This window comes from Corallococcus sp. AB011P (assembly GCF_003611605.1).
GTDB lineage: Bacteria > Myxococcota > Myxococcia > Myxococcales > Myxococcaceae > Corallococcus > Corallococcus coralloides.
This window is the reverse complement of sequence record NZ_RAVX01000001.1, coordinates 918,823-940,610: the sequence shown is the minus strand read 5'-3', so window position 1 is coordinate 940,610 and position 21,788 is coordinate 918,823. Positions and strand designations below refer to the sequence as shown.

Sequence of the window (21,788 nt, the reverse complement as noted above, 5' to 3'; positions counted from 1 at the left end):
CATGTTCGTGCTCGCGAGCGTGGCCTGTGCCGACTTCGACCAGGAAAAGGCGAAGCTGTGCAACCAGTTCCCTGAACGGTGTGGCAACGCCGATGGAAGCATGGGCGATTGGACAGGCGGAGCGCTGAACGTCACCATCGGCTACAGCGGCTTCACGCGCGGATGCGTCACGGTGACCGCCACGGACGCGGACAACGTGAGGAACACGAACAGCCTCGCCGTGGCGATTCCCGGCAAGAAACCGGGCACCGTGTCGGTGGCGGTGTTCGGGAAGAAGACCTGGGGCCGCGCGCTGAGCGTGACGACGCAGCTGCGTGAGTTCGACTGCTCGGGCCCCGTGGTGGGCGCCCCACAGGAGATGAAGGCGCAGGTTCCCGAGGAAGGCACGCGGGACATGGCTTTCACCGTGAGGGCCATCGATGCGGATGGGGACGGCTACTTCAGCAGCGCCGACGCGGAAGGTGTCGTCACAGGCTCGGACTGCCGTGACGAAGACCCCGCCGTGAACCCCAAGGCCACGGAGGTGTGCAACGGAAGGGATGACAACTGCACCCTCGGTGAGTCGGACGCGATCGACAAGAAGGCTTGGTACACGGACGCGGATGGGGACGGCTACGGCAGCTCCCAGGTGGAGGCCTGCACGCAGCCTACTGGGACCGTGACTGTTAGCGGTGACTGCAACGACAACGACGCGCAGGTCCGGCCGGATCAGGCGGAGTTCCGCTGTGATGGCAAGGATGACAACTGCAATGGCATGAACGACGAGGCCTTCAACGTCGACGGTGATTGCGAGGATGAGCTCAAGTGCGCGGGCAAGGTCGCGTGTGCATCCACGCCGAGCCAGACGGCCTGCGCGCGACTCCCGGGTGAGAATCCGGTGGCCTGGTACGTGGACGGCGACGGCGACGGGTCCAAGGGCCAGGCCGCGGGGCTGGGCTGTGAGGCCCCCGTGGTTGGCGCTGTGACCCAATCCGAGGACTGCGATGAGAGCTCCGTCTACGTCCGGCCCGGGCTGCCGGAGCTCTGCGACCGGCTGGACAACAACTGCTCCGGTGCCGTGGACGAGGGATGTGGCACCCTCGCTTGGACGACGCAAGCGAGCGTTGGAGGAAATGCGGACGTGACGGCCATCGCCCTTTACGACGAGGGGCGGAAGGCGTGGCTGGTTGGTGAGGACAAGCTCGTCCATTTTGACAGCACGACCAACACGACGACGTCGTTTACGAGACCTTCCTGCAAGGGGAAATGGAAGGCGGTGTGGGCGTCCGCGAGCGGGCGCGTCTTCGCCGTCGGGGAGGCAGGGAGGATGACGACCCGGGGCACCGATCCCTCCGATCAGGAGTGTTTCACTCCCACCGCGCCCGGCTCAACGTCCGCGACGACACTGTATGGCATCACGGGTATCGAACAGCCCAACGTCGGCCCCACGGTCTATGCTGTCGCGAACACTGGCAAGATCTTCAAATGGGTAGAGCCCTACAACAATCTCAGCGTGGTTCTGACTGTGTTCGGCACTGTTCCCGCCAACCTTCGTGCGGTCGCGAGCGCCGGTTCCGAGGACACATTGCTGGCCGTGGGCGGGGATGAAAATAACAAGGCAGCTGCCTACCGTTATGACATGGCAAGCTCCTCGTGGCAGCCGGCCCCCCTGGGCGGATCCTTCGACGGATTTCTCAGGGGCGTCCATGTCACGGACGGCCGCTTTGCCTACGCCGCAGGCGAGAATGGGCTGGTCCTCAAGAGGAGTGGAGGCGTCTGGACCTCGCTGCCTACCGTCTTCGAATCCAATGGAACAACGAAGGCCGACATCCGGGACGTCCTTGCCTTCAGTGAGAAGGGCGTCTACGTCGCCACCAGTGAAGGGAGGATCCTGTTCTACGACGGCTCTGCGTGGACCACCGTGTATCCAGGGGGAACCTCGCTGTCCTCGCTGGATGGCCCCAAACCCACTCACATCGTGGCCGGGGGATTCGGTGGCACCGTTGTGAGCTTCACGGCTCCCGCGCCGCCGGTGCCCTGACCGGCTGGAATCGCGCGTCGAATCCATCGACGCGCTTTCCACGTGCCGTCTCGATGAGGGAGTAGAAGAGCGCGGCCTTGCTGGCTCCAGCCGCCTCCCAGCAGGAGGGCTCTCATTTCGCTTGAACTTCTCCTTTGATCAGCGGTAGAGCGACGTCCTCACATGGGCTCAGGTGCAGTGCCTGTTCCGCCCATGAGCGTTTTGTGGGGAGTTAGTTCAGTTGGTTAGAACGCCGGCCTGTCACGCCGGAGGCCACGGGTTCAAGTCCCGTACTCCTCGCCACTAAGAGCCCAGCAATCCTCAAGGATTGCTGGGCTTTTGTTTTTTCTCCCTACCGTCATGTGCCCCCCATGTGCCCCTCCGGCGTTGCTAGGCCGGAACGGCGTGCGCCTGCGGCATGGGCCGGTCAAGCGCCTGCACCGCGCTCTCCCGCGCTTCGGGTGACAGGTGCGCGTACCGCATCGTCATGTCGATGGTGGCGTGTCCCATCAGCTCTTGGATGACCTTGAGGGGGACGCCGCGCATCGCGAGGTGGCTGCCGTAGGTGTGGCGCAGGTCGTGCCATGTGATGGCCTCCTGTTCGCGGATGATGCCGGCCCGGCCCACAGCCCGTGTCAGCCGGTGCTCGGTCATGCTGGCGGTGAGCGGCTGGCCGTCGGGCTGGCAGAACACATAGGGGCCGCGCAGGTGGCGGTGGCCCTTGAGCGCGTCCCCGGCCGATGCGGGCAGGTCCACCGTTCGTCCCCGGCCTCCCTTGGGCACTCCCGTCACCCCCTGCCAGATGGAGCGCCGCACCTGGAGCTTGCCGCGCTGCAAGTCGAGGTCGCCCCACTGGAGACCGATCAGCTCTCCGTGGCGAAGCCCCGTCTTGAGCGCCAACAGGATCAGCGTCCGCCACTCCGGTTCCGCCTCGTCGATCAGTCGCTCGGCTTCCTCGAAAGAGAGGAAGTCGAAAGCGGGCTTCGCCGTCTTGAACAGCTTCACGCGCGGGACGTGTTGGAGCACGCCCTGTTCCTGGGCCAGTGCCAGCAACTTGTGCAGCACGGTCAGGACGTTGTTGACGGACTTGAGACTCAGGATCTTCCCCCGGCTCCCTTGCGCTTGCGCAGGGCATCCTTTGAGGGGGCGTCCTTCCTGCCGGGAATGCCCGCTGGCTTCTTCCGCATCGCGGCCTTGAAGTCCTCGATCTCCGCTGGACCGATGGCATCAAGGGGCGTGTTCGCGAACGCAGGGAGCAGGTGGTCATCAAGGATCTGCCGCTTGGTGACGACGCTGGAGTGCTTGTTGTTGTTCTCGCTGTACGTGATGAAGCGCGGGACGAACTCCCCGAAGGTGAGGATGCGGCCCGGCTCGTTCTGCTTCTCCTTCCCGAAGGTTCCAGTCAGCAGGGCGTGGCGGACCTGACGCTCGTACTCTTCCGCGCCCCGACGGGTGTTGATGGGCGATGCCTTGCGCACTCGCTCCACCTTCCCGCTGGGGTGCTGGTACTTCACGTCCACCCACCACGCCTCCTGCACCTTTCCCTCCTTCGTCTTCCACTTCCGCTGCCTGACGCTCATGGCTTCTCTCCGAGCGCAGGACCGCTGTTACCCGGCCGCCATGCTAACAACGCGTCGCGACGGATGCGGATGGATCTGCGGAGATGGAGAACTCCCGGCACCTGCCCCAGTCGGATCGACTCGTAGAGCGTCTTCCGGTTCACGCGCAGGAGCGTTGCGGCCTCGTCCACGGTGAGGAAGTCGAAAGCCGCATGGGTGGGCGCGTCCGCTGGTGACCTGGGCCCATTCTGGCAAGCGCGACGGCTCATGACGTCACCTTCCCCATTTGCGACGGGAGCGCATGGATCCGCTGGGCGTTCTCCGCCCCTGCCTTCTCGTCATCCAGCACCAAGCAATAGGCACGCACACGCTTGCCCGCGACGGAGACCTTGCGCGTCAGGTGGCCCTCTTCCTTGAACACCAATCCCTTCGCGGCAAGCTCCGTCATCACCTGTCGGGTGTCGAAGCGTCCTTCCCTCGCGATGTCGTGCATCGTCGTCTGAAAGATGGCGACGACACGTCTCCCGCTGGAGTCCCTGTCGTCCATCAGCATCCCGGGGCGTTTGATGGGGACAGGGCTTTCAAAGCCAGCCCAGTTCGCGGCGACGTAGCTCATGATGAAGTCATAGGCCGCATCGGCTGTCGTCCTCGTCTCGCGGGACTCCTTCAACACCGCCGCGCAGAAGGCGTGCCCCGCTTCGAGCGCGGCTGCCTGGGCGTGGGCATCGGCCTCGCCGCAGATGTGGATGCGCGCGAGTCTGTCGGCCATCACGAGGAGCGCGGCGTAGCGTGCTTGCTCCGTTGTCTCTGTCACCATCTGGGCGGCAAGCTTGCGGTGCAACTCGCGGAGTTCGTCGAGCCGTTCCGCGCCCGTGTAGTGCTCCATGAGCGCGCGGATGAAGGCGGGCCCCGCGTGGCCGTGGTGCTTCTCCAAACCTTGATGCGTCAGCGTGGCGAGGCCCGCGTCCCCCAATGGCTGGGCGCACACCTCCAGCGTCCGGTTCTTCGCCCCTGCCGCGCCGCCAATCTGCAACAGCGGCTTCTCCCCGGAGATGAAAGCCAGCGAGCGCCAGGTCTTCCGCGCGCGCAGCTCTCCGGTCTGCGTCGCCCGCGCGCCGCTCGTCTCCGTCCCCACGATGTAGGCCATGAGGTTCGTCATCCCCTCGCGCGTGACTTGGGTGTCGTCAATCCAGGTGGGCAGGTCGCGGTGACGGGACAGCTCTCCCTGCAACGCGGCTGACGAGACGTCCCCGCTGACCTTGAGGCCAGAAGGGCGCCCCCACACCGACGTGGTGGTGGCCTGCACGGCGGACTTCCCCGTTCCAGAGGCGCCCCAGATGGACAGGCACATGCTGCGCAGGCCCAAGAGCCGCAACAGGGGTGCCGCGAAGCCAGCAGCCCACGCCATTTCAGCGAAGGGGCTCCTGTCACGAACGGCCAGCATCAAGCGCAGGTGTTCATCCGCCGAGCCCCGCGGCTCAAGCGCATCGAGGAAGGCTGCTTCTCCGGGCATGATGACGCGGCCGAGCTCGCCAATCACCTGCCGGCCCACGACGAAGCTCTTCATGTCGTGGGACCAGCCGCTCTGGGTGAAGATGCGCACCCGGGGCAAGCTCGCGTGACAGTGCTGCTCCTGGGCTTGAAGGAAGTCCTGGACCTTCTTGCTGTTGCTGCTGGTGAGGGGGGCGCCGCGACCGGCCAGCTCCAGGATTTCATTTCCCGAGACCTTGGCGCGCGGCATCGTCTCCACTCGCTCGCGGTGCCCGTACATCCACCGCGCCGTCACGTAGCAGGTGCCGTGCTCGTCCTCCCCTGTCTCGGTGATGTTGATGGGGGCGGCGGCGATGGTGGAAAGGTTGCCCTTGTCGGTGAACTTGAAGATGCCGAGCGACTGGCCATCGTAGATGGCGTAGCCCGGAGCTGCCATCCAGCCATCAGCACCAGAGGGCGCATCGAGGGTGGGAGGAGCCCCGGTTGACGGGCGGGAATCGGCCGTGCCTCTCAGTGCAGCGGTGATCAGCGCGGACTCGGCCAGCGCAGCGCCGTAATCCTCATTGATTCGTCGGATGCGCTCCGCAACGTGCGCGGTGTCGTGCTTCGCGCAGTTCATCGCCATCACGGACGGGGCCAAGAGCCGCAACAGGGTTGCGTCCGATGTCTCAGGAGCCTTGAAGCGCAGATACGAGAGGAAGGCCCAGAGGTTCCCATCATGATGCCCAGCGGGGAACAAGGGCTGGCCCTGCTTCATGCGCTTCACCGCCGCCGCATGCTCCGGGGCGCTTGTCGCGTGCCATCGCATCCAGAGTTGGGACTCGGTGAGTCCATCCTGGGTTGGCGGCTGCCACATGCTCACCGCGGCTTCCCCCTTCGCCAGCGTGGGCCGCGTGCGCTTCGCCTGGGCTGCGTTGCGAACCCACTGCGGCGCTTCGGCGGGTGGAACCTCGGAGGGGGACGCTCCCTCAAGCCATGCGTAGCGCTCTCCCGTGCGGTGGAGACTCGGGGGGGCGATGACGTAGCCACCATTGCCCCGGGTGTCGATGCCGGGCGCGAGGCTGCCAGCCTTCGACACCATGCCTGCGTGGCGGAAGTAGACGTGACAGCCGCCGCCACTGGTGCGGGCCGTGACGGTATCGGGCAGCTCGCCTCGCTCTTCCTCCAACTGCACGAGGGTCGCCACTCCGTCGGCCTTCGCGTCCGCGTCCACAACATCCACGCCGGAGAGGGCCCCCGTGGCGATGGCGACATTGGCGAACGGCCACTGCTGCCACCACTCGCGGATTTGGGCCTCGTCCGTCGTGGCGTCCTTCACTCCGTTGCGTGTGCGTGGGTGTTTACCCGCTTGGCTGCATTCCGCTCCCTTGGGGCAAGCGCAGATGAGGGCGCCGGAGGGCGAGCGAACGGGCTCGAAACAGGGGAAGACATGCCAGCCGCGTCCCGCGTACTCCAGGGCGGCGGCTTCCAGTGAGGGAGTCGAGTTCGGATCAGAGGCTTCCACGGGACATCCGAGGGCAAACGAAGGGAATCGCGGCGAGCCCAAGGGCTGCTGCGCTGGCCACCCGGTGCGAGACCGAGGCGGATTGAGTGGCGGGGCGGAAATCGGGGCGGGCTTAAGCGGCGAGAATCACTAGAGAATCTGGCGACCTGCCCCGCTGCCCCGCTGGTTCACCGGAACACACGCAGTGGTGCATGGAGAGAATGAGAGGAGTTGAATGTCTGCAATTGCTCTCTGGGGTATGTTCTTCTCTTTCTCTCTCTTCTTTGAACCAGGCGGGGCAGGCGGGGCAGGCGGGGAAAAGGGGCTCGGCAAGCCGTTGATTTCTTGGGCGTTTCTCGCGTTCGAGGGTGCCCCGCTTTTTGCCCCGGTGTGCCGGGAGGCGGGGCAGTGAGCCGACAGCCGGAGTGACGTCCTGAATGCTCTGGGGGACGCTCACGGCTCGCCCTCACGATTCGCGTCGGTGAGGCTGTACGCCCGAGGCACCGCGCCGCGCGCTCCGGGCGTGTACCGCGCGGCCTCGCGAATGACGCCAGCCAGCACGAGGGCGGCGAGGCAACGGCGGAGGACCTGCTCTCCGGCTCCAAGCGCGGCGCACAGCTCCTTCACGGTCAGCCCCTGCGGAGTGGCCTTGGTGAGTGCTTCGATGATGAGGGGGCGGTACTGCTCAACAAGCTCCAGCATGGTTCGAATCTCCCTTTCCCCTGGTCAATGGGGGCACCGCCTGGGAGTGGCTCGCTCGCTCCGTCGTTCTCTCGGGCGAGCGCTTCGATGATGCGGGGCCGGTACTGCTCAACCAGCTCCAGCATGTTTCGAATCTCCCGTACCCGCGTAAATGCCTGCGGCTTTTGGGACTGGCTCACGTGCCCTGTCGTTTTCTCAGGAGCGGAACGGCTTGCCCGGCCTGGCGGGGGGAGGGAGTGGCTCCCCCCCGGCTCGGATTTTCGGAGCCCGGCCTCTTCAAGGCTTGCTCGGCGGTCCCACACGCTCGAAAAATTCTCAGGAAAAATGCGGGGGCTCGTTATGTGCGGCGCACCCCCTGATTTCTTGCCGGAACGACCGCGTACGAAGGCAGCGCGGAGATCTGCGAGCCCACGGCACCTGTTACGGTCGGCGCCGTCTCCTCGGAGGTTGCCTGCCGGTGCTCCTGGTTTCCCGTCCGTTGCTGCTGCTGTCCCTTCTCCTGTTGGGCACGAACGTCACGGCTCAGGAGCCCTCACGGGGGCGTGAGTTGGTGCAGCGGCGGGTGACGCTCTCTCAGGCCGCAGCCGGCAAGCCGGTAGAGCTGCACGTCGCTCCTGGCTCCCTCACCACCTTGGAGTTCGACTCCCCGGTGGATCGCGATGCCGTGACGTCTGGAAACACGGGCCTGGAGTTCGCTCTGTTCGAGGTCAATTCCCGAAGCATCGTGCTCAGGCCTACGAGGGAGTTGGCTCCGGAAGATCGCGTACTGCTGACCGTGCCCTTCGCGGACGGCATGTCCCCGGCACGCGCCGTGTTCGCGCTCGTCTCGAACGCCACCCAGGTGGATGTGCAGGCCCAAGTGTCGCGGCTGCCGCGCACAGCCGAGGCGGTACAGGCCGAACTGGATGAGGTGCGTGCCGCGTGCGCAGGCAAGGATGCCGAATTGGAAGCGCTACGGGCGAGAAGCGCGGCTATGGGGCCTTCGGGCATGATTCTGACCGGGACGATGGACCGTGCCGGTGTCCAGGCGAAGGATCCCGTATTCCAGCAACCGAAGCCCACTGACGGGCTGATGGTAGCGCGTGTCACCGCATTCCGAGGCACAGGGTGGGTCGCGCTCTCTCTTGAAGTCACGAATGAAGGGGCGGCGCCCTGGACGCCCACGGAGGCCCGGCTGTTTCCGCTGGGTGGTGGGCGTTCGCGTGCCGCGACCTTGGTGATGCGAGAGCCTCACATCGCTCACGGCGGGAAGGCGCTGATCGTGGTGGAGGCCCGTGGCGAGGATTGGCCCGAAGACGCAGCCCGCCGAGTAGAGCTGCGCGACAGCACAGGCGCCCGGCGCCTTCTCATCCCTTCCCTGGTGTTCTAGAAGCGCAGGCCATGCTGCTTTTCATTCCCGCCAGCTTAAAGCCCGGGCAGATGGTGGATGGCTGGCGAGTAGTGAAGGCCCTGGGTTCGGGCTCCTTCGGCGCCGTCTACCTCGTGGAGAAGGAGGGCCAGCGTTTCGCGCTGAAGATGGCCATGCACCGCGCCAGCAGTGGAGACGCGGAGCAGTCGGACGCGCGCCTGATGCGGGAGATGGTCTGCCTGGCCCAGGTGAGCGGCCATCCCAACATCGTGCGCACGTACGCCCACGGCAGATGGAATGACGCGACACGGGGCTGGCTCTACGTCGTCGAGGACTACGTGGAGGGCTACACGCTGGGCGAGTGGATGGAGAAGACGCACCCCACGGCGCACGAGGTGGTGGCCCTCTTCGTCAAGCTCGCTTCCGCCCTGGCCCACGTGCACGCGCGGGGCGTATTCCACCGTGACTTGAAGTTGAGCAACATCCTGGTGCGTGCCTCCGACGGCGAGCCCTTCCTGCTGGACTTCGGGGTGGGCAGCTATGCGCAGGCGCCCGAATTGACGGACTCCCCCCTGCCGCCCGGCACCCGGCGCTACCGCTCCCCCGAGGCCACGAAGTTCCTGCGCGAGCATGGCGAGGAGTCCGAGGCGCGCTACGCTTTCAAGGCCACGGATGATGTCTACGCACTGGGTATCTGCCTCTATGACCTGCTGACGATTGCGCGCCCCTGGAGTGAATCTCCGGCCATGTTTCTGGGGGGCAGGTTGGAATTGCCCGCGCCGCATTCGCTCAACCCTCGGGTGCCAGCGGCGCTGGGAGCGGCTGTCCTCCATTTCGTTGCCCGGGACCCGGAGAAGCGGGCCCCCACGGCAGAGGTGATGCGGCGCGAGTTGGCGGCTCTGCTGCCCGAGGTGGGCGTCGCTTGGAGGGAGCCATTCCACGTTCCCAAGCCCCACGTCCAACTCGCCCCCGAGGCGCCACCGCCCGCGCCGTCACAAGAGGTGCCAGCCCCGGTTGCTCGGCATGGACTCGCGCCTCCGCGAAGGCCATTCGTGGTAGCGCTCGCCGTGCTTCTGGGCGGCCTCATGCTCTGGCGCTTCACGACGCCCTCGGAATCTCTTCCGGCTGCTCAGCGAGTGCCGTTAATGCCCTCCTCCTCGCGGCAGGTGGACCCAGAGCAGAGAAGACCTCCTCCCCCTCCAGCGCCCGCCACGACGCCCCCTGAAGTAGCCTCTCCCGTGTCCGCACCCGAGCAGAAGGAAAGTCCTCCCGTGAAGCGCGCTCCCTCGCCCATGTCCCCACCCGCTCCCGCAGTCAGGAAGCCAAAGCCTCTGGCCGCCTCCCCGGGCTGGCCCCCGGCGGAATGGGGTGGCTTCCTCAAGACGTGCGCGGGTCTAACCGCCGCCGCTGCCCTCCAGATCGGCTGCCCGGGAGCCCAGGTGCGGCCCGAGGCCGCGGACTGCCCCGAGGCTGCACGCAAATGGATGTTCGCCCGGGACGACGAGAACGGGCGACGCATGCGGAAGAACGCCCCAGTCGCCTTCTATGTGGATGCGCGGCAGAAGGGCGCGGGGCTTGGAGTCTTTCGCGAGGGACCCGTGACAGGTGAAGTGTATACCGACGAGAACCGGGCATTGCCTAAGGGCACGCTACTCTCTGGTTACCTGTGGACAGGGAATAAAGACCGGCTCCTGGGGCGCTACACCGAGGCCCGTCTTCCGAATGGCCAGAGGGTTCCGGTCTGCATCGAGTTGGGTAATGAGGATGAACTCGGGTGGATCACCCAAAGTGATCCCGAGGAGCTTAAGCTGGCGGGTCCGGGAGAGGTTGTGGTCCGCCGTAACTTGTCTGGCCTTGCCGTCGAACGTTGGCGTTGAATAACTGCCCAACGTAACACCCGTTTACAGTTCAGCCCCTGCCGTTTTCACCCTGAGTGGGAGGGATTTGGGGGGGAAGTTGAACCCGCCGCGTCGTTCCCCAGGAGCAATGCAGGCACTACCTTGCAAGTTCCTTCGCGCGAACTCCTCTCGCGCGGGCGCAAGGGGTATCCGCATGGCCCATCCGTCTGATCTGCCGCTCTCCAGCGGCGTCGTGCTCTTCACGCAGGGGGACACCTCCTACGAATTCTTCCGGGACCTGGGGGTGGGACGGCTGGGAGAGCGCGTCCTGCTCGCCTATGTCCGGACGCCCCAAGGGCTGGGCGACTGCGTGGTGCTCAAGTGCATCCCCCTGCCGCAAGGCGAAGAGCTGCCCGAAGGCTTCCAGCACACGCGGACACGGCTGGAGGAGGAGGTGCGGCTCGCGCGCTACCTCCAGCACCCGCGCATCGCGCGCGTCCATGGCCTTGTCGAGATGACGCATGGGCTGTGCGTGGTGATGGAGAACCTGGAGGGACTGTCCCTCAACACGCTGCTGTCGATAGCCCAGGCACGCGGGCATTACTTCTCCGAGTCCTTCGTCCTCTACGTGGGCACAGAGGTGGCGGTGGCGCTGGACTATGCGCATACGCGGACGGATGAAGCAGGCTTGCCGCTGGGGATCGTCAACCGCGACGTCAACCCGGGCCGCATTCGTCTGGGGCCGCGTGGTGAAGTGCGGATGACGGACTTCGGCGTGGCCCTCTCCCGGTTGACGGGGCGCGTGGCGACGTCCTTCCCCCGGCCCCAGGGCGAAGTCCTCTATGCCGCGCCCGAGGCACTGATGGGCGACGCGGTGGATGCGCGAAGCGACCTCTTTTCCCTCGGGTTGACGCTGCTGGAGTTCGCCACGGGCCGGCACCTCTACGATCCGGGCCACCTACTCATTGAAGGGGTGGAGGCGCGGCTGTCGCGGGAGGAACGAGAAAGGGTGCTCGCAGCGTCCGTGGCTTCTCTGGGGCTCAACCTACCACCCTTCGCGGAAGACATCATCCGGTGTGCCATGTCCTACCGCTCCGAAGACGTGGAGCGCGCAGCGGAGGGATTGTCCATGCCCCTGCGCGACATCCTCCACACGCTGCTTCGGCCCGAACCTTCGGAGCGCTTCGCCACGGCATCGGAATTGGCAGGCCTCCTTCGCGCGCGTCTGGCGCAGTTGCCCCCCTACTCGGGAGAAGACGCGGTGAGGGAGGTTCAGCAAGCCCTCGCGGAAGCTGAGAACCAGCTCTGGGACATCGAAGTGCCAGATGATGAGGGCGGCATCGCCTTGCCCATGCTCGCTACGCCCCACCCGGACGAGATTTCGACGACACCCATACTCTCTACGACTACTGCTTCTTCGCGCCACCCGGATGAGGTGACAACCGTACCCCGCTGAGATTCACACCATTCATTGGAGCAGTCACCAACTCAAGAACCTCCCAGAAACACCAAGTGATTTCCTGGGGAGAGCAGGACCGAAGTGTTGGGACCGAGGACAACAGCCAACAAGGGCACATCTGCTGGCAGCAAGCCTTTAGCAGGCCGGCATTGCCAACTTGATTCCCTCTCCCACCGAACTCAATCCCCTCACAAACAAACATCAAACCACCAAAAACCCGAGAGAGACTCAAATGAATGCGAGCGGCGATTACAGATGCGCCATGACCCACCGCTCCGAAGACATTGAGCGCACGGCAGTGGGCTTACCCGCGCCACTACGCGACATCCTCGCCACGCTGCCGCAGCGCAACAGGAGAATAGACCGCATGAATTCAAGCTGATTGCCTCCTCCATCATGACGGAGAGCAACTCCAACAAAAGAGCCCACATTGACATATCAAAAACACACAGCCCGCGCCCCATCAAACAGGAATAAAGCCATTGCGCCCCCCTGCCCCAGACTTGCCGACAAACTCGGTGTGAGGAATACGAGGCAGCAGCGCGGCGTTTGGCTCTTCGTTTTCAAGGATGATGACCTGCCCACCCTCCTGACGATTCGCGAGCCAATCAAAAAACCTATCTTTTACATTGTCATCCATCGCATCTTCGGAATCACCATATTTGGGATCCCTGTAGGTTACCAACGGAGAGTCTATGGCTACACAACCCAAGTGGGGGTGCTTTCGCGCGAGAGCGTTCTCCATGAGCGCAACGGCATATGCCGCCAAAAAAATCCCCCGTTTCCCTTTCCCGTAAGACACGCGCTGGCGATGACCCACCATAATGTCGGCATCGTCGAGTTCAAGATGCACACTTTCCACATCTGGCACAGCCCACAAATGAAGCAGATTGTAGATCCGGGTGCATAGCGCTTGTGCATCACTCGCCACGTTGCGCTCGATCTTCTGGGGCTGTCGTTTTGCTCGCAAGGCGAGTTCGTTCCTGCGCTTCTCTAGCTGTTCGATGCGCTCAATGTCCCGAATGGCCAGGCTAAGCTCTGTTCGTCGCTCCGACAGGGCTGAAATACCAGTCTTCATTGCGCTCGAAGTAGGAGCCAAGAGAACTGATTGCTGGGCGAGGTTTTCTCTCTCCTGTGAGTTGAGAGTAGCGAGTTCGGCTGACGCCTGCGCCAGTTCCTCGTCGAGATCTTTTATTGCCTGCCTAAGACCCGCTCTGAGCGCGTCAATCTTCGCCATTTCGGCAATAGATGCCGTTGAAATCACCTGAGTCTCTGTAGCAGCAAGCTCTGCATGGCGAACTTGATGCGAGATATCGGCATGACATAAAGGGCATGGCTGCGATTCATAACTAGAAAAGATGGAGGCTGCGGTCTTTATGGCATGAAGCCTCTCAAGATCGCTATGATACTTATGGTCCAGCAGCACGAAGCGTTCTTTGGCCTCTGCCGCCGCTGCGTGACGACTGGATAGTTCACGAATTTTAGATTGAATTTCTTGGCGAACTTCCTTGAGCGATTGAAGCTGGCCTGAGCTTGTCTGGAGATAGCTATTCATCTCCGAAAACTGCGAGTCGATGCGACTCAGTTGCTCCTGCAAGCTTGACTTGTCCGCATCCTTCGGAAGACCACTTTGTAGAGATTTGATTTCCTCGTCAAGAGCTTGAAGCTGACCTCTCGCTATAGTGTTCTCCCTGGTTGAGGTAGGCAAAATCGCCGCGGAGTCGTCGACACCAGACAGCATAAGACTGAGTGCAGAACGGTATCGAGTTTGAAGCTTCCTATCCTTTCCAACCAAGGGAACATTTCCCAGGGTTTCCATTTCATCAAACAGGCTGAAATGCCGCAGGTCTCCAGCGGTGAGGTTCCCGACTACACCCTTTCCGGTGATGATCTTTTTGCCGCGCGCATCACCAAGACTGGCAAGTAACTCTGAAATGTCGGGCTTGAGCGGGACAATGTCCGGCGACGGGGGGTTTTCGTGCACCCCCTCATACACATTGGACTTATCAGAAACCGTGTTCCTAAAAACTGTGTAGTCAACACCTGCGCCTGATTTAAACTGCAGGACTACAAAAGTATATCCGTTGGAGTATCCGATATCCTTAGGCCTGCCGCTTCCTCCCAGGGCATATTTCAGGCAATCCAGCACATAGGATTTCCCTGTATCGGTGGGGCCAAATACCAGATGCGACGCACCATCAAAGGGCAGAATCGCCGGAGGCTTATCGGTTCCAACCACGAGCAGCTTCAACAGTCGAATGCCCATTAGTCCAACCCTGTTCCGCGTTGCTCGTCCCCAAAGGGCACAAGCTGAGCCCCCCAGTACAGTCCACGTTGGTCAAATGCCGAACTCAAGGCGTCACCGTCAAAGTCCACAAATTTTTCGGCAACCCAGCGGCATCGCTCCTGCAATCGCGTTGAGTAACTACCACCAAGCAGGCCGACAAGTGATGATGCGTTTTCGCCTGCGCTGTAGTAGATGCCGTCTTCGGTTGCACTGACATCTACAAATCCACGGGTTGACATCAAGTAAAGGCCCAGCTCTATGAGTTCGCGCCTGGATAGATATTCTGCTCCACGAAGTGGAACTGGGGTATGCAGGCTTGGCGCCCCCCCAATGTCTTCCGAATAAATCGCAGCATAGTCAAGATAGACAAGTCGCTGCAAATCCAACTTGCGTGGGTAGGCAGCTAGAAGCAAGAAGACCATGCGTAAGCCAAGTTCAAATGGAGAATTAAACAGCAGGGGTATCTGACTCATCGTCAATCCAAGTGATTCGGCCTTGATTGGCCAAGTGATGACAGGTGCCTAGGAGATCGGCGGCTTGTAATCTGCTTTTTAGAGCATTTAGTTCAATCTTTAGGGATGATGTGAACTTCATCGTCTCGGTAAGCCGATTCATTCCAGTGGGGTATGGTGCGTACAGCACCGGCCCAATGCCTGCTTCAACTTCGTTGAGCAGGGCGCCGAAGGCGCCGGGCAACTTGTCTCGACTGAATCGACTTAGCCCCTCGGCGGAGTAAAACACTCTCCGCTGCGCACTAAAGTGCTTTCGATGCTTGCTCGGAATTGCTGCCACATCGGAAACCGTAGTGCCAGCCTCCTCTCCATAGACCTTAAGAAGTGCTCCAACATAGGTCTGCTCCGCAGTGGTCGGGCTTGAAGGTATATCGGGGTCTGGACCTCGAACAGGAAGCGCCCCAAACTTCTCCCAGTGTTGTACGTGGTTATGTGAATGAATCTCCAGAAGAGCACTTGGGGTTATCTCTTTGACGATTTGAAACGGGAATGTGCCCATGAATGCTTCTAGCTCAGGAGTCAGTGCCTGCTTAAAGCTCCTAAAATCTCCGTTTTTGTCTTTCCATTGCTTGAGTATCCAGGGCCCTAATTCTCCAGGATTCGCAAGTAGGTCAAAAAGTGAGGTTCCTGCGCCCCGGCTTGCGCACAGGAAGTAGTTGCGAGGTCGGGCGTAGGATTTATTCCAAACATTGGTCACGAATTTTGCTAGTTCTGGCTCAAAATGGCTAGGGGCGAGCGGTGTGGCATAGCACTTGGCTTGATACAAGTCCCAAGTGTCCTCAATCGCTTGGTTTTGGCTGTACCCTCCAATGTCTCGCCCTTTGTCCCCAGCACCACCGAGATGCTTAACCAATACGTACTTGCCCTCAGTCCTGAGTTGCTCAGCACATGCCTTGATGAACTCCTCCCACTCATCTTCATTGAGTGCGAGGAGTCGCTCTTCCGGGGTAGGCGGAGGGGGACCTGGATGATAGGCAGCTGGATGGTGCATTCCTGAGTAGTCTCCGAAGGCTTAGTTTCACTCCCATTGCGCGTACGTGAAACTCAACGAGAGCATAGGCCGGACAGGAGCCCTGTTGAAGGTGGTGGAGTTGCGTAGAAAAGGAGGAAGGGGCCAGCGGGCCAACGATCTCTGCGATGGTCGTGGGCGGCTCCACTATGGCTCTCATCCTACCGGGAGCTACTGGCGGTGTCCGCCAGGACCCTGCGCCTGCTGTGTCTTGTTCAGACTGGGCCCACAGAAAAGGTATGTGAGTGGCAGCCCACGTTCGCTAGCTGAAACCCCGTAGGGGGTAAGCCACATGTGCCCTCAGTGTGCCCCTCCGGCGTGGATTGAGGGGCCACACCAGGGAACAGCACGGGACGGAGCGGGAGGATGAACCCGGGGGGAATCAAGGCAACAGGGGGTAACAGCGCGTCCTGCCTGGGTTTCCCATCGCCTCGGCCCACGGGTTCAAGTCCCGTACTCCTCGCCACTAGAGAGGCCCGGAATCGAAAGGTTCCGGGCCTTTCTTTTTTCGGGCGCCCCGGCTTCCGCTGGGCCCGCTGCGCATGATGGCCATGCCACGCATGCCGCCCTCGGCCCCGCGACGCCTGGCGGGGGCTTTCCCGCGCGGCGTAGCGGTGGGCCCCTCGGCTACCGCGTGACGTCCACGGTGTAGACGCCATCGCCGGACGTGGCGGTGCCCGTCACATGGGTGCTGCCCGGCGTGCGGCGGACCTGGCCGGTGCCGTCGTCCTCGATTTCACCGGTGAGGGCGAGGTCCAGGGTGACGCTGCCCTCCAGGTCCCCGGTCATCTGGAAGGGCCCCTTGAGCGTCCCGGTGAACGTGCCTCCCGGGATGTCGCGCAACTGGAGGGTGAGCTCCGGCTGCGCCGCCGTGTCCGTGCTCGAAGCGTAGGTGATGTTCACCGGGTCCTCGTCCCCGCCCAGGAGGATCTCCCCGTCGGAGTACCCGGTCATGCCAATGCGCAGGCGCATGCCCTTGTTGGCCGAACTGCCCTGGTCCACCTGACCGGTGACGAGCAGCGTCCCTGAGACAGCGCCCTTCGTGGACTGGGGCGGGATGTTCGCGCTGGACGCGGCGTTGAAGCCGACGAAGCCCAGCTGCAGGGCCTTGCTCACGGACGGGTCGAGTCCGAGGTACGCGCGGCGGGCCTGCTCGTCGGAGCTGATGTTGTCATCACCGCAAGCCGTGAGGCCCAGGGACAAAAAGAGGGAACACGCGACAGCGGTCACGGCACGCGGAAGGGGTATGAGCATGGTGGGTGTCTCCTGTCATCCGATGGGGCTGTTGCACCGGCAAGGCTCCGTGCCAGTGCAGGCTTCCCCGGCGATCGTCTCGCAGTTGAGCTTCACGCAGCACGGGCTGGTGGGCGAGCACGCCTGACCGCCAGCGGAGCAGGTCGAACCCGTCTCGCAGGTGCCGACGATGCTCCCACCCGGGATGTTGCAGCCGAGCCCGGCGCAGCAGTCCGCGGGCGAGGTGCAGGCCTGCCCCTGGGGCTGACAGACACTGGGGGCCGAGCAGGTACCATGGGTGCAGATGCCGGAGCAGCAGGCGGCACCCGAGGCACAGGCCTTCCCGTTCGCGGCGCACAAGCCCGCGTCCGTCCCACCCGAGCCACCGTCCGTGCCGCCACCGCCCGGCGTGGCCCCGGCACGGCAGGCGTAGGCGATTTCGGAGACGATGGAGCAGGTGGTGCCAGCACAGCACTTGGAGTCCTGCGGATCACAGAGCGTGCCCACGGGATCGCACGTCACCTTCTGGCAGGTCAGGCCGCCATCCGCCCCGGGCAGGCAGCGCGCGCCGCCGCAGCACTGGTCGGAGAACTGGCACTGCTGGTCCTGCGCGATGCAGCACGGCTCCTCGCCGGTGTAGCCCGTGGGGCAGCCCGCCGGACAGTTGTTGTTGGGGCAGCCGCCGAAGCAGCGCGGCACGCCGACGGAGTCCACCTTGCACACGGCCTTCTGTCCGTCGCAGCAGGCCTCGCGGGCGTTCACGTCGATGATGCCGCCATCCGGCAGCTGGCCGCTGCCGCAGATGTTGCCCACCGGGTTGCAGCCATTCGGCTTGTCACAGCGGCTCTCGCGGCAGTCCACCGCGTTGGATAGCTTCTCACCGCCACAGCACACGCCGTCGTCGGTGCAATAATTGCCCGTGGGGCGGCAGCCGCCCACCGGCTGGCACACGGTGGTCCCGTAGCCCAGGTCCACGCACGCGCGCGAACAGCAGGTGCTGGAGCCCGAGCACGGGTTGCCGTCCTGGAGGCAGCCGCCCGCGCCGCCACCGCTGACCGCCACGCAGCGGCCCGGGGTGCCCGTGTTCTCCTGCGAGCACACACCGCCGCAGCAGTCCGCGCCCTTCATGCACAGATCGTTATTGGCCTGGCACGAGTACGCCGGCTTGCAGAGCCCTCCCTGGCAGTTGCTGGAGCAGCAGTCCCCCGCGCCGGTGCAGGCCTGGCCCGGCACCTTGCAGCTGCTGGTGCTGTTGGAAGGCAGCGCCGCGCACTTGCCGTCCGCGCCGCGGAGCTTCGTGCAGCACGCCTCCGCGCTGGCGCACGTGCTGCCCACGTCCAGGCACTGCAGCGTGGAGCACCTGCCGTCCAGGCAGCTGTTCGTGCAGCACTCGATGCCGCTGGTGCAGGCCTCGCCCGCGGCGCTGCACTGGGCACTGGGGGCCGGACAGACGCCCGTGTCCGAGCAGAGGCCCGTACAGCACTGGACGCCCGAGTCCCGGCTGCACGCCGTGCCCTCGCCGAGGCACTGGGAGCCAGGCCCCGCGTCGGGCAGGGGCTGCCCCGCGTCCGTTCCAGCATCCACCGTGACCGGCGGGGAGTCCGGCGGCTTGCCAATGTCTCCACTGCTACAAGCCACGACACCGAGGGCCACACCCAGGGCCCCCAGCAACAGCCAGCGGTTTGCATTCATCCCCCAGAAGACCCCGGCCGGTGACGACCGGCCACGCGACAGCCCCGCCCACGCCCTGATTCCAGGCTGGAATCCCCTCCGCGCCCGGGCCCACCATCCGCTTCACCATCTGGGACTTGAATCCATCCGTGTACGGCACTGCGTCCTGCCTGCTCTCGCCCCCAAGGCGTGGTCATCCAGGCCGCTCAGCCGAGGCGACAACTTCCCTGACACAGGGGGCCTCCAGGCAGTGTGATCATCCCGGGTCGAGGGAATTGATGGCTTTACGGGCCATGGGTTGGATGACCCTATAGTAGAAGCCGTTGGTCTCCAATGGAGCAGGCGCAGCCCCGTACCCCCCAAAGCCGTGGTCATCCCGCAGCGTGTTGGCGACAAGCAACTCGTTGGCTTTCTTCTGTTCCGGATACTCCCCCTGCTTCCAATTGAAATAACCAGGGGTCTGGTAGACACGGAACGGACCCGAGTTGCTCACGCCACGAAGCTCAGTGAATGACCAAACATCGCTGTTCAACGTCTTGACGTCCGTTCCTCTGGCTCCGGGGCCAAACCGCAGTTTGTTGAACGCGTTCTGGTGCATCCCCGTAATGGAGCCGAAAACCGCCTCTGCTTCGTTTTTTCCGGCGAAAGTGGCGCCGCCCAGGCGGAAGTTCACGCCCTGGTCGAAGTTGCTACCGTACTTGTTTGAAGCGGCAAGGAGAAAGCTGCCCAGGCATTGGTTTTCCACGCCACCGGCACCCGCTCGGGAAAAGCTGATGAAGCTGTCAAGAAAGCGATCCGCAGGGTAGCTGTGGATCCACTTGCTGGGTCCGATTTTCAGGTCCAGTACGATGCCCACACAAGTCCCCGCGATGAATGACTTGGTCAGGTCACCGATGGCATAGCTGGTGTAACCGACGCCAATCTGAGCAATCCACCTGCGCAGCAGGGTCCGGGCGTTTGGCATCACCGGAGTTTCGGGTTCGAGCGTGTCGGCGAGGGACACGACGGAGAGGTCGCCTTCTCCAATATGGTAGAAGGCCGGACGGGCATCCATGGGGAACAGCGCGCTCACGGAGGCACCCGCCACGGGGGCGGGGTGCTTGTAGATGGTGACGGTCCAGCCGCATGATATCCAGCTGAGGATGTTGAACGCTGACAGGTAGTTGATGGGGCCGTTCCCAATCCAGACGCAATTGATTTTCTTCTGTGCCTTGGGAAGCTCTGCCAGTGTGGGCATGTTCGGATCCTGTCGCGTGGAGATAACCCTGAGCATAGGACGACGCATAAGACGGATGGGGCCCTACCGTTGCGCGAGGATCCGGTCAGCAGGGCTCGGAGGGCATCCCTTCCAGGTCGCTGGAAGTGGCCGCGGGCATGGAGCGGCTGTGGCTGGGACGCGGCGGAGGACGTGCAGCCCGGTGGCACGACGGGCGGCGCGCCAGGCTTCCGCTGGGGGGCGCGTCAACGCACGACGGTGAAGCGTCCCCGCGCGAGGAAGACGTGCGCATCGTCGATGAGCACCTGGGTCTCCGGCTGCGAGCGCCACAGGTCGATGAGCTCGCGGAGTCGCTCCGGGGTGACGGGCGCGGGGATGCCCAGAGGCGGCTTCTCCACCAGCACCAGGTCGTAGACGAGGACACCATCCGCCTGGGGCCCGCCCACCATGTAGATGTCGTCCCGCGACGCCACGTCCGGCACCAGGTTACCGCCGAGCAGTACCTTGCCCCCCGGGCTCGCGGCGAGGACGTCCTTCGCGTGCTGGAGGGCCGAGAGGCGTTCGGGTGTGGCGGGGCAGTGCGCGGGAAGGGACTCCGACCGGGAGACGCTGCGCCATGACGAGCGCAGGAGGTTCTGGTTGGTGGTGAAGAGCAGCACGCCGGTGGTGAGCAACACCCAGGGCGGAGGGCCACGCCGGAGCAGCAGCGGTAGCAGGGTCATGAGCGCGGCGGCCATGAGCGGGGCGCCGTACTGGGCGCGCCATGCCATGCCCAAGAAGCGGATGCCAATCATCGGCAGCAGCAGCGACAGCCATACCCAATCGGGCTTCCACTTCCGCCGCCAGGCCCAGAGGCCCACGGGGATGAAGACGGTGAGCAGGGTGCCGACGCGCCGCATGGGGTCGAGCGCGAAACGCTCGGCCAGATACGCGCCCAGCCCCTGGCCCGCGGTCGGCGACAGCCGCGCGCGGTAGTCCACGGTCTCGCCCCACAACGCGGAGCGCCCGAAGAACACGAACGCAAGCCACGCTGCGGACAGCGTGAACACCCACAGCGCGGCGCGACGCTCGCCCCGGAGCCAGAGCCCGCCCGCGAGCATCAGTCCCACGAAGGCGAATTCCTCCTTGCAGGCGAACAGCAACACCAGCGCGGCGATCATCCACCCCGTGCGCCGAAGGCAGTACGCCACCGCGAACCACGTCCACGGCAGCATGGCCCACGTGGTGGGGTGGGCGGGATAGATGAGCGCCGCCAGGGTGCCGGTGTTGAAGAGCAGCACCGCGCCCAGGAACACCGTGGAGGCCCGGTCCAACAGGCCGCGCACGTGGAGCCACGCGAGCGGCGCGACCGACAGCAGGACGAAGACGGCCTCCGCCACCAGCGCCGTCCACATCGCCGGCAGCAGCGCGCCCAGCGGACGGGCCAGCCACAGCACGGGGTCGAAGTGGTCCGCGAAGATGAAGACCTGCCGCGCGCTGAGCCAGGGGTTCGGATCGCTCAACGACAGCCGCGCCAGGGCCTGGGCGTAGATGCCCAGATCATAGGTCGCGAAGCAGGAGCGCGCGGCCTGGAGCCACACCGGCGCCACCGCGACCACCGCCCAGAGGAGCGCCAGCGCGGACAGCACCAGCAGGCCCGGGAGCGCACGGCGAGAGGAGTCGGGAGTCGGGGTGGAGGTCATCGCGCGCGCGGGTGGCGCGGCCCATCTAGCGCATTCCCCCCGGAGACTCCACCGGAGGCCATGGTGCCCGCTTCAGCGACTCCTCGCCCCGAAGCCAGAACCCACGTTCGTTGGAGTTGAGCGTGCCTTCGAGGAAACCAGAGAAGGAGTCCGCAATCTGGCGTAGCTGACGGCTCCGCCTCCTCATGGGAAGGCGGCTTGAGCGGTGAGTCAGGACACGTCGCCGGAGGACCGGCAGGGCAGTGCCCCGAACCAACGACCTGCGCGCCCTGCCTCAAACAGGCAGCGACCATCGGCCG

14 protein-coding genes, 1 tRNA gene and 1 pseudogene are annotated in these 21,788 nt (G+C 64.1%); 5 read left to right on the top strand and 11 right to left on the bottom strand.

The features are described 5' to 3' along the window. The first annotated feature begins 1 nt into the window (after position 1). Together D7X30_RS04055 and D7X30_RS04050 are read left to right on the top strand one after the other, a co-directional pair. Positions 2-2,020, top strand: coding sequence for a putative metal-binding motif-containing protein (locus D7X30_RS04055; RefSeq protein ID WP_233591364.1), 2,019 nt, complete (start codon positions 2-4; stop codon positions 2,018-2,020). Between the two features lie 205 nt (positions 2,021-2,225). Next, a tRNA-Asp gene (locus tag D7X30_RS04050) sits at positions 2,226-2,302 on the top strand. An 87-nt stretch (positions 2,303-2,389) separates the two neighbouring features. Here the strand turns inward: D7X30_RS04050 and D7X30_RS04045 are convergent. From D7X30_RS04045 to D7X30_RS04030, 4 genes and pseudogenes are all read right to left on the bottom strand, one after another. After that, positions 2,390-3,579 (bottom strand): annotated as a pseudogene (locus tag D7X30_RS04045) (tyrosine-type recombinase/integrase). After that, on the bottom strand, positions 3,576-3,827 hold the full coding sequence (locus D7X30_RS04040) for a helix-turn-helix domain-containing protein (protein WP_120561459.1): 252 nt from the start codon (positions 3,825-3,827) through the stop codon (positions 3,576-3,578). The pseudogene D7X30_RS04045 and the gene D7X30_RS04040 overlap by 4 nt, the downstream one beginning before the upstream one ends. Beyond that, positions 3,824-6,553 (bottom strand): bifunctional DNA primase/polymerase, encoded by a 2,730-nt coding sequence (locus D7X30_RS04035; protein ID WP_158619199.1) that lies wholly within the window; start codon positions 6,551-6,553, stop codon positions 3,824-3,826. Before D7X30_RS04035 ends, D7X30_RS04040 begins: the two co-directional genes overlap by 4 nt. Before the next feature lie 432 nt (positions 6,554-6,985). Then, complete coding sequence (locus D7X30_RS04030) at positions 6,986-7,234, bottom strand: hypothetical protein (RefSeq protein ID WP_120561457.1); 249 nt, start codon at positions 7,232-7,234, stop codon at positions 6,986-6,988. Between the two features lie 457 nt (positions 7,235-7,691). Between D7X30_RS04030 and D7X30_RS04025 the strand changes: the two genes are divergently transcribed. The 3 genes from D7X30_RS04025 to D7X30_RS04015 all read left to right on the top strand — a co-directional run bounded on the left by D7X30_RS04025 (position 7,692) and on the right by D7X30_RS04015 (position 11,876). Then, on the top strand, positions 7,692-8,603 hold the full coding sequence (locus D7X30_RS04025) for a DUF2381 family protein (protein ID WP_158619198.1): 912 nt from the start codon (positions 7,692-7,694) through the stop codon (positions 8,601-8,603). 11 nt (positions 8,604-8,614) lie between these two features. Further along, on the top strand, positions 8,615-10,459 hold the full coding sequence (locus D7X30_RS04020; protein WP_120561455.1) for a serine/threonine-protein kinase: 1,845 nt from the start codon (positions 8,615-8,617) through the stop codon (positions 10,457-10,459). Positions 10,460-10,634: 175 nt separating this feature from the next. After that, positions 10,635-11,876 carry a serine/threonine-protein kinase gene (locus D7X30_RS04015; protein WP_120561454.1) on the top strand — a complete coding sequence of 414 codons (1,242 nt, stop codon included), beginning with the start codon at positions 10,635-10,637 and terminating at the stop codon, positions 11,874-11,876. Positions 11,877-12,342: 466 nt separating this feature from the next. Here the strand turns inward: D7X30_RS04015 and D7X30_RS04010 are convergent, their stop codons facing one another. From D7X30_RS04010 to D7X30_RS03980, 7 genes are all read right to left on the bottom strand, one after another. Beyond that, positions 12,343-14,145, bottom strand: a complete 1,803-nt coding sequence (locus tag D7X30_RS04010; protein WP_120561453.1) for an AAA family ATPase — start codon at positions 14,143-14,145, stop codon at positions 12,343-12,345. Continuing rightward, the gene (locus D7X30_RS04005) at positions 14,145-14,639 is read right to left on the bottom strand and encodes an ABC-three component system middle component 2 (RefSeq protein ID WP_120561452.1); all 495 of its coding nucleotides are present in this window, start codon (positions 14,637-14,639) and stop codon (positions 14,145-14,147) included. Before D7X30_RS04005 ends, D7X30_RS04010 begins: the two co-directional genes overlap by 1 nt. Beyond that, complete coding sequence (locus tag D7X30_RS04000; RefSeq protein WP_120561451.1) at positions 14,614-15,669, bottom strand: ABC-three component system protein; 1,056 nt, start codon at positions 15,667-15,669, stop codon at positions 14,614-14,616. Before D7X30_RS04000 ends, D7X30_RS04005 begins: the two co-directional genes overlap by 26 nt. Before the next feature lie 645 nt (positions 15,670-16,314). Continuing rightward, entirely contained in the window at positions 16,315-16,941 is a 627-nt protein-coding gene (locus D7X30_RS03995; protein WP_147443090.1) for a hypothetical protein, read from the bottom strand. A 15-nt stretch (positions 16,942-16,956) separates the two neighbouring features. Continuing rightward, complete coding sequence (locus D7X30_RS03990) at positions 16,957-18,612, bottom strand: hypothetical protein (RefSeq protein WP_147443089.1); 1,656 nt, start codon at positions 18,610-18,612, stop codon at positions 16,957-16,959. Between the two features lie 235 nt (positions 18,613-18,847). Continuing rightward, on the bottom strand, positions 18,848-19,828 hold the full coding sequence (locus D7X30_RS03985) for a hypothetical protein (protein WP_147443088.1): 981 nt from the start codon (positions 19,826-19,828) through the stop codon (positions 18,848-18,850). Positions 19,829-20,052: 224 nt separating this feature from the next. Next, on the bottom strand, positions 20,053-21,489 hold the full coding sequence (locus D7X30_RS03980) for a DUF2079 domain-containing protein (protein WP_199724158.1): 1,437 nt from the start codon (positions 21,487-21,489) through the stop codon (positions 20,053-20,055). Positions 21,490-21,788 lie beyond the last annotated feature (299 nt).

Excerpts from the sequence above, each read along its gene's own strand:
- D7X30_RS04015 (WP_120561454.1), top strand. The coding sequence starts at position 10,635 with ATGGCCCATCCGTCTGATCTGCCGCTCTCCAGCGGCGTCGTGCTCTTC.
- D7X30_RS04005 (WP_120561452.1), bottom strand. The coding sequence starts at position 14,639 with ATGAGTCAGATACCCCTGCTGTTTAATTCTCCATTTGAACTTGGCTTA.
- D7X30_RS04000 (WP_120561451.1), bottom strand. The coding sequence starts at position 15,669 with ATGCACCATCCAGCTGCCTATCATCCAGGTCCCCCTCCGCCTACCCCG.
- D7X30_RS04020 (WP_120561455.1), top strand. The coding sequence starts at position 8,615 with ATGCTGCTTTTCATTCCCGCCAGCTTAAAGCCCGGGCAGATGGTGGAT.
- D7X30_RS03980 (WP_199724158.1), bottom strand. The coding sequence starts at position 21,489 with ATGACCTCCACCCCGACTCCCGACTCCTCTCGCCGTGCGCTCCCGGGC.
- D7X30_RS03995 (WP_147443090.1), bottom strand. The coding sequence starts at position 16,941 with ATGCTCATACCCCTTCCGCGTGCCGTGACCGCTGTCGCGTGTTCCCTC.
- D7X30_RS03990 (WP_147443089.1), bottom strand. The coding sequence starts at position 18,612 with ATGAATGCAAACCGCTGGCTGTTGCTGGGGGCCCTGGGTGTGGCCCTC.
- D7X30_RS03985 (WP_147443088.1), bottom strand. The coding sequence starts at position 19,828 with ATGCCCACACTGGCAGAGCTTCCCAAGGCACAGAAGAAAATCAATTGC.
- D7X30_RS04055 (WP_233591364.1), top strand. The coding sequence starts at position 2 with ATGTTCGTGCTCGCGAGCGTGGCCTGTGCCGACTTCGACCAGGAAAAG.
- D7X30_RS04030 (WP_120561457.1), bottom strand. The coding sequence starts at position 7,234 with ATGCTGGAGCTTGTTGAGCAGTACCGCCCCCTCATCATCGAAGCACTC.
- D7X30_RS04010 (WP_120561453.1), bottom strand. The coding sequence starts at position 14,145 with ATGGGCATTCGACTGTTGAAGCTGCTCGTGGTTGGAACCGATAAGCCT.
- D7X30_RS04040 (WP_120561459.1), bottom strand. The coding sequence starts at position 3,827 with ATGAGCCGTCGCGCTTGCCAGAATGGGCCCAGGTCACCAGCGGACGCG.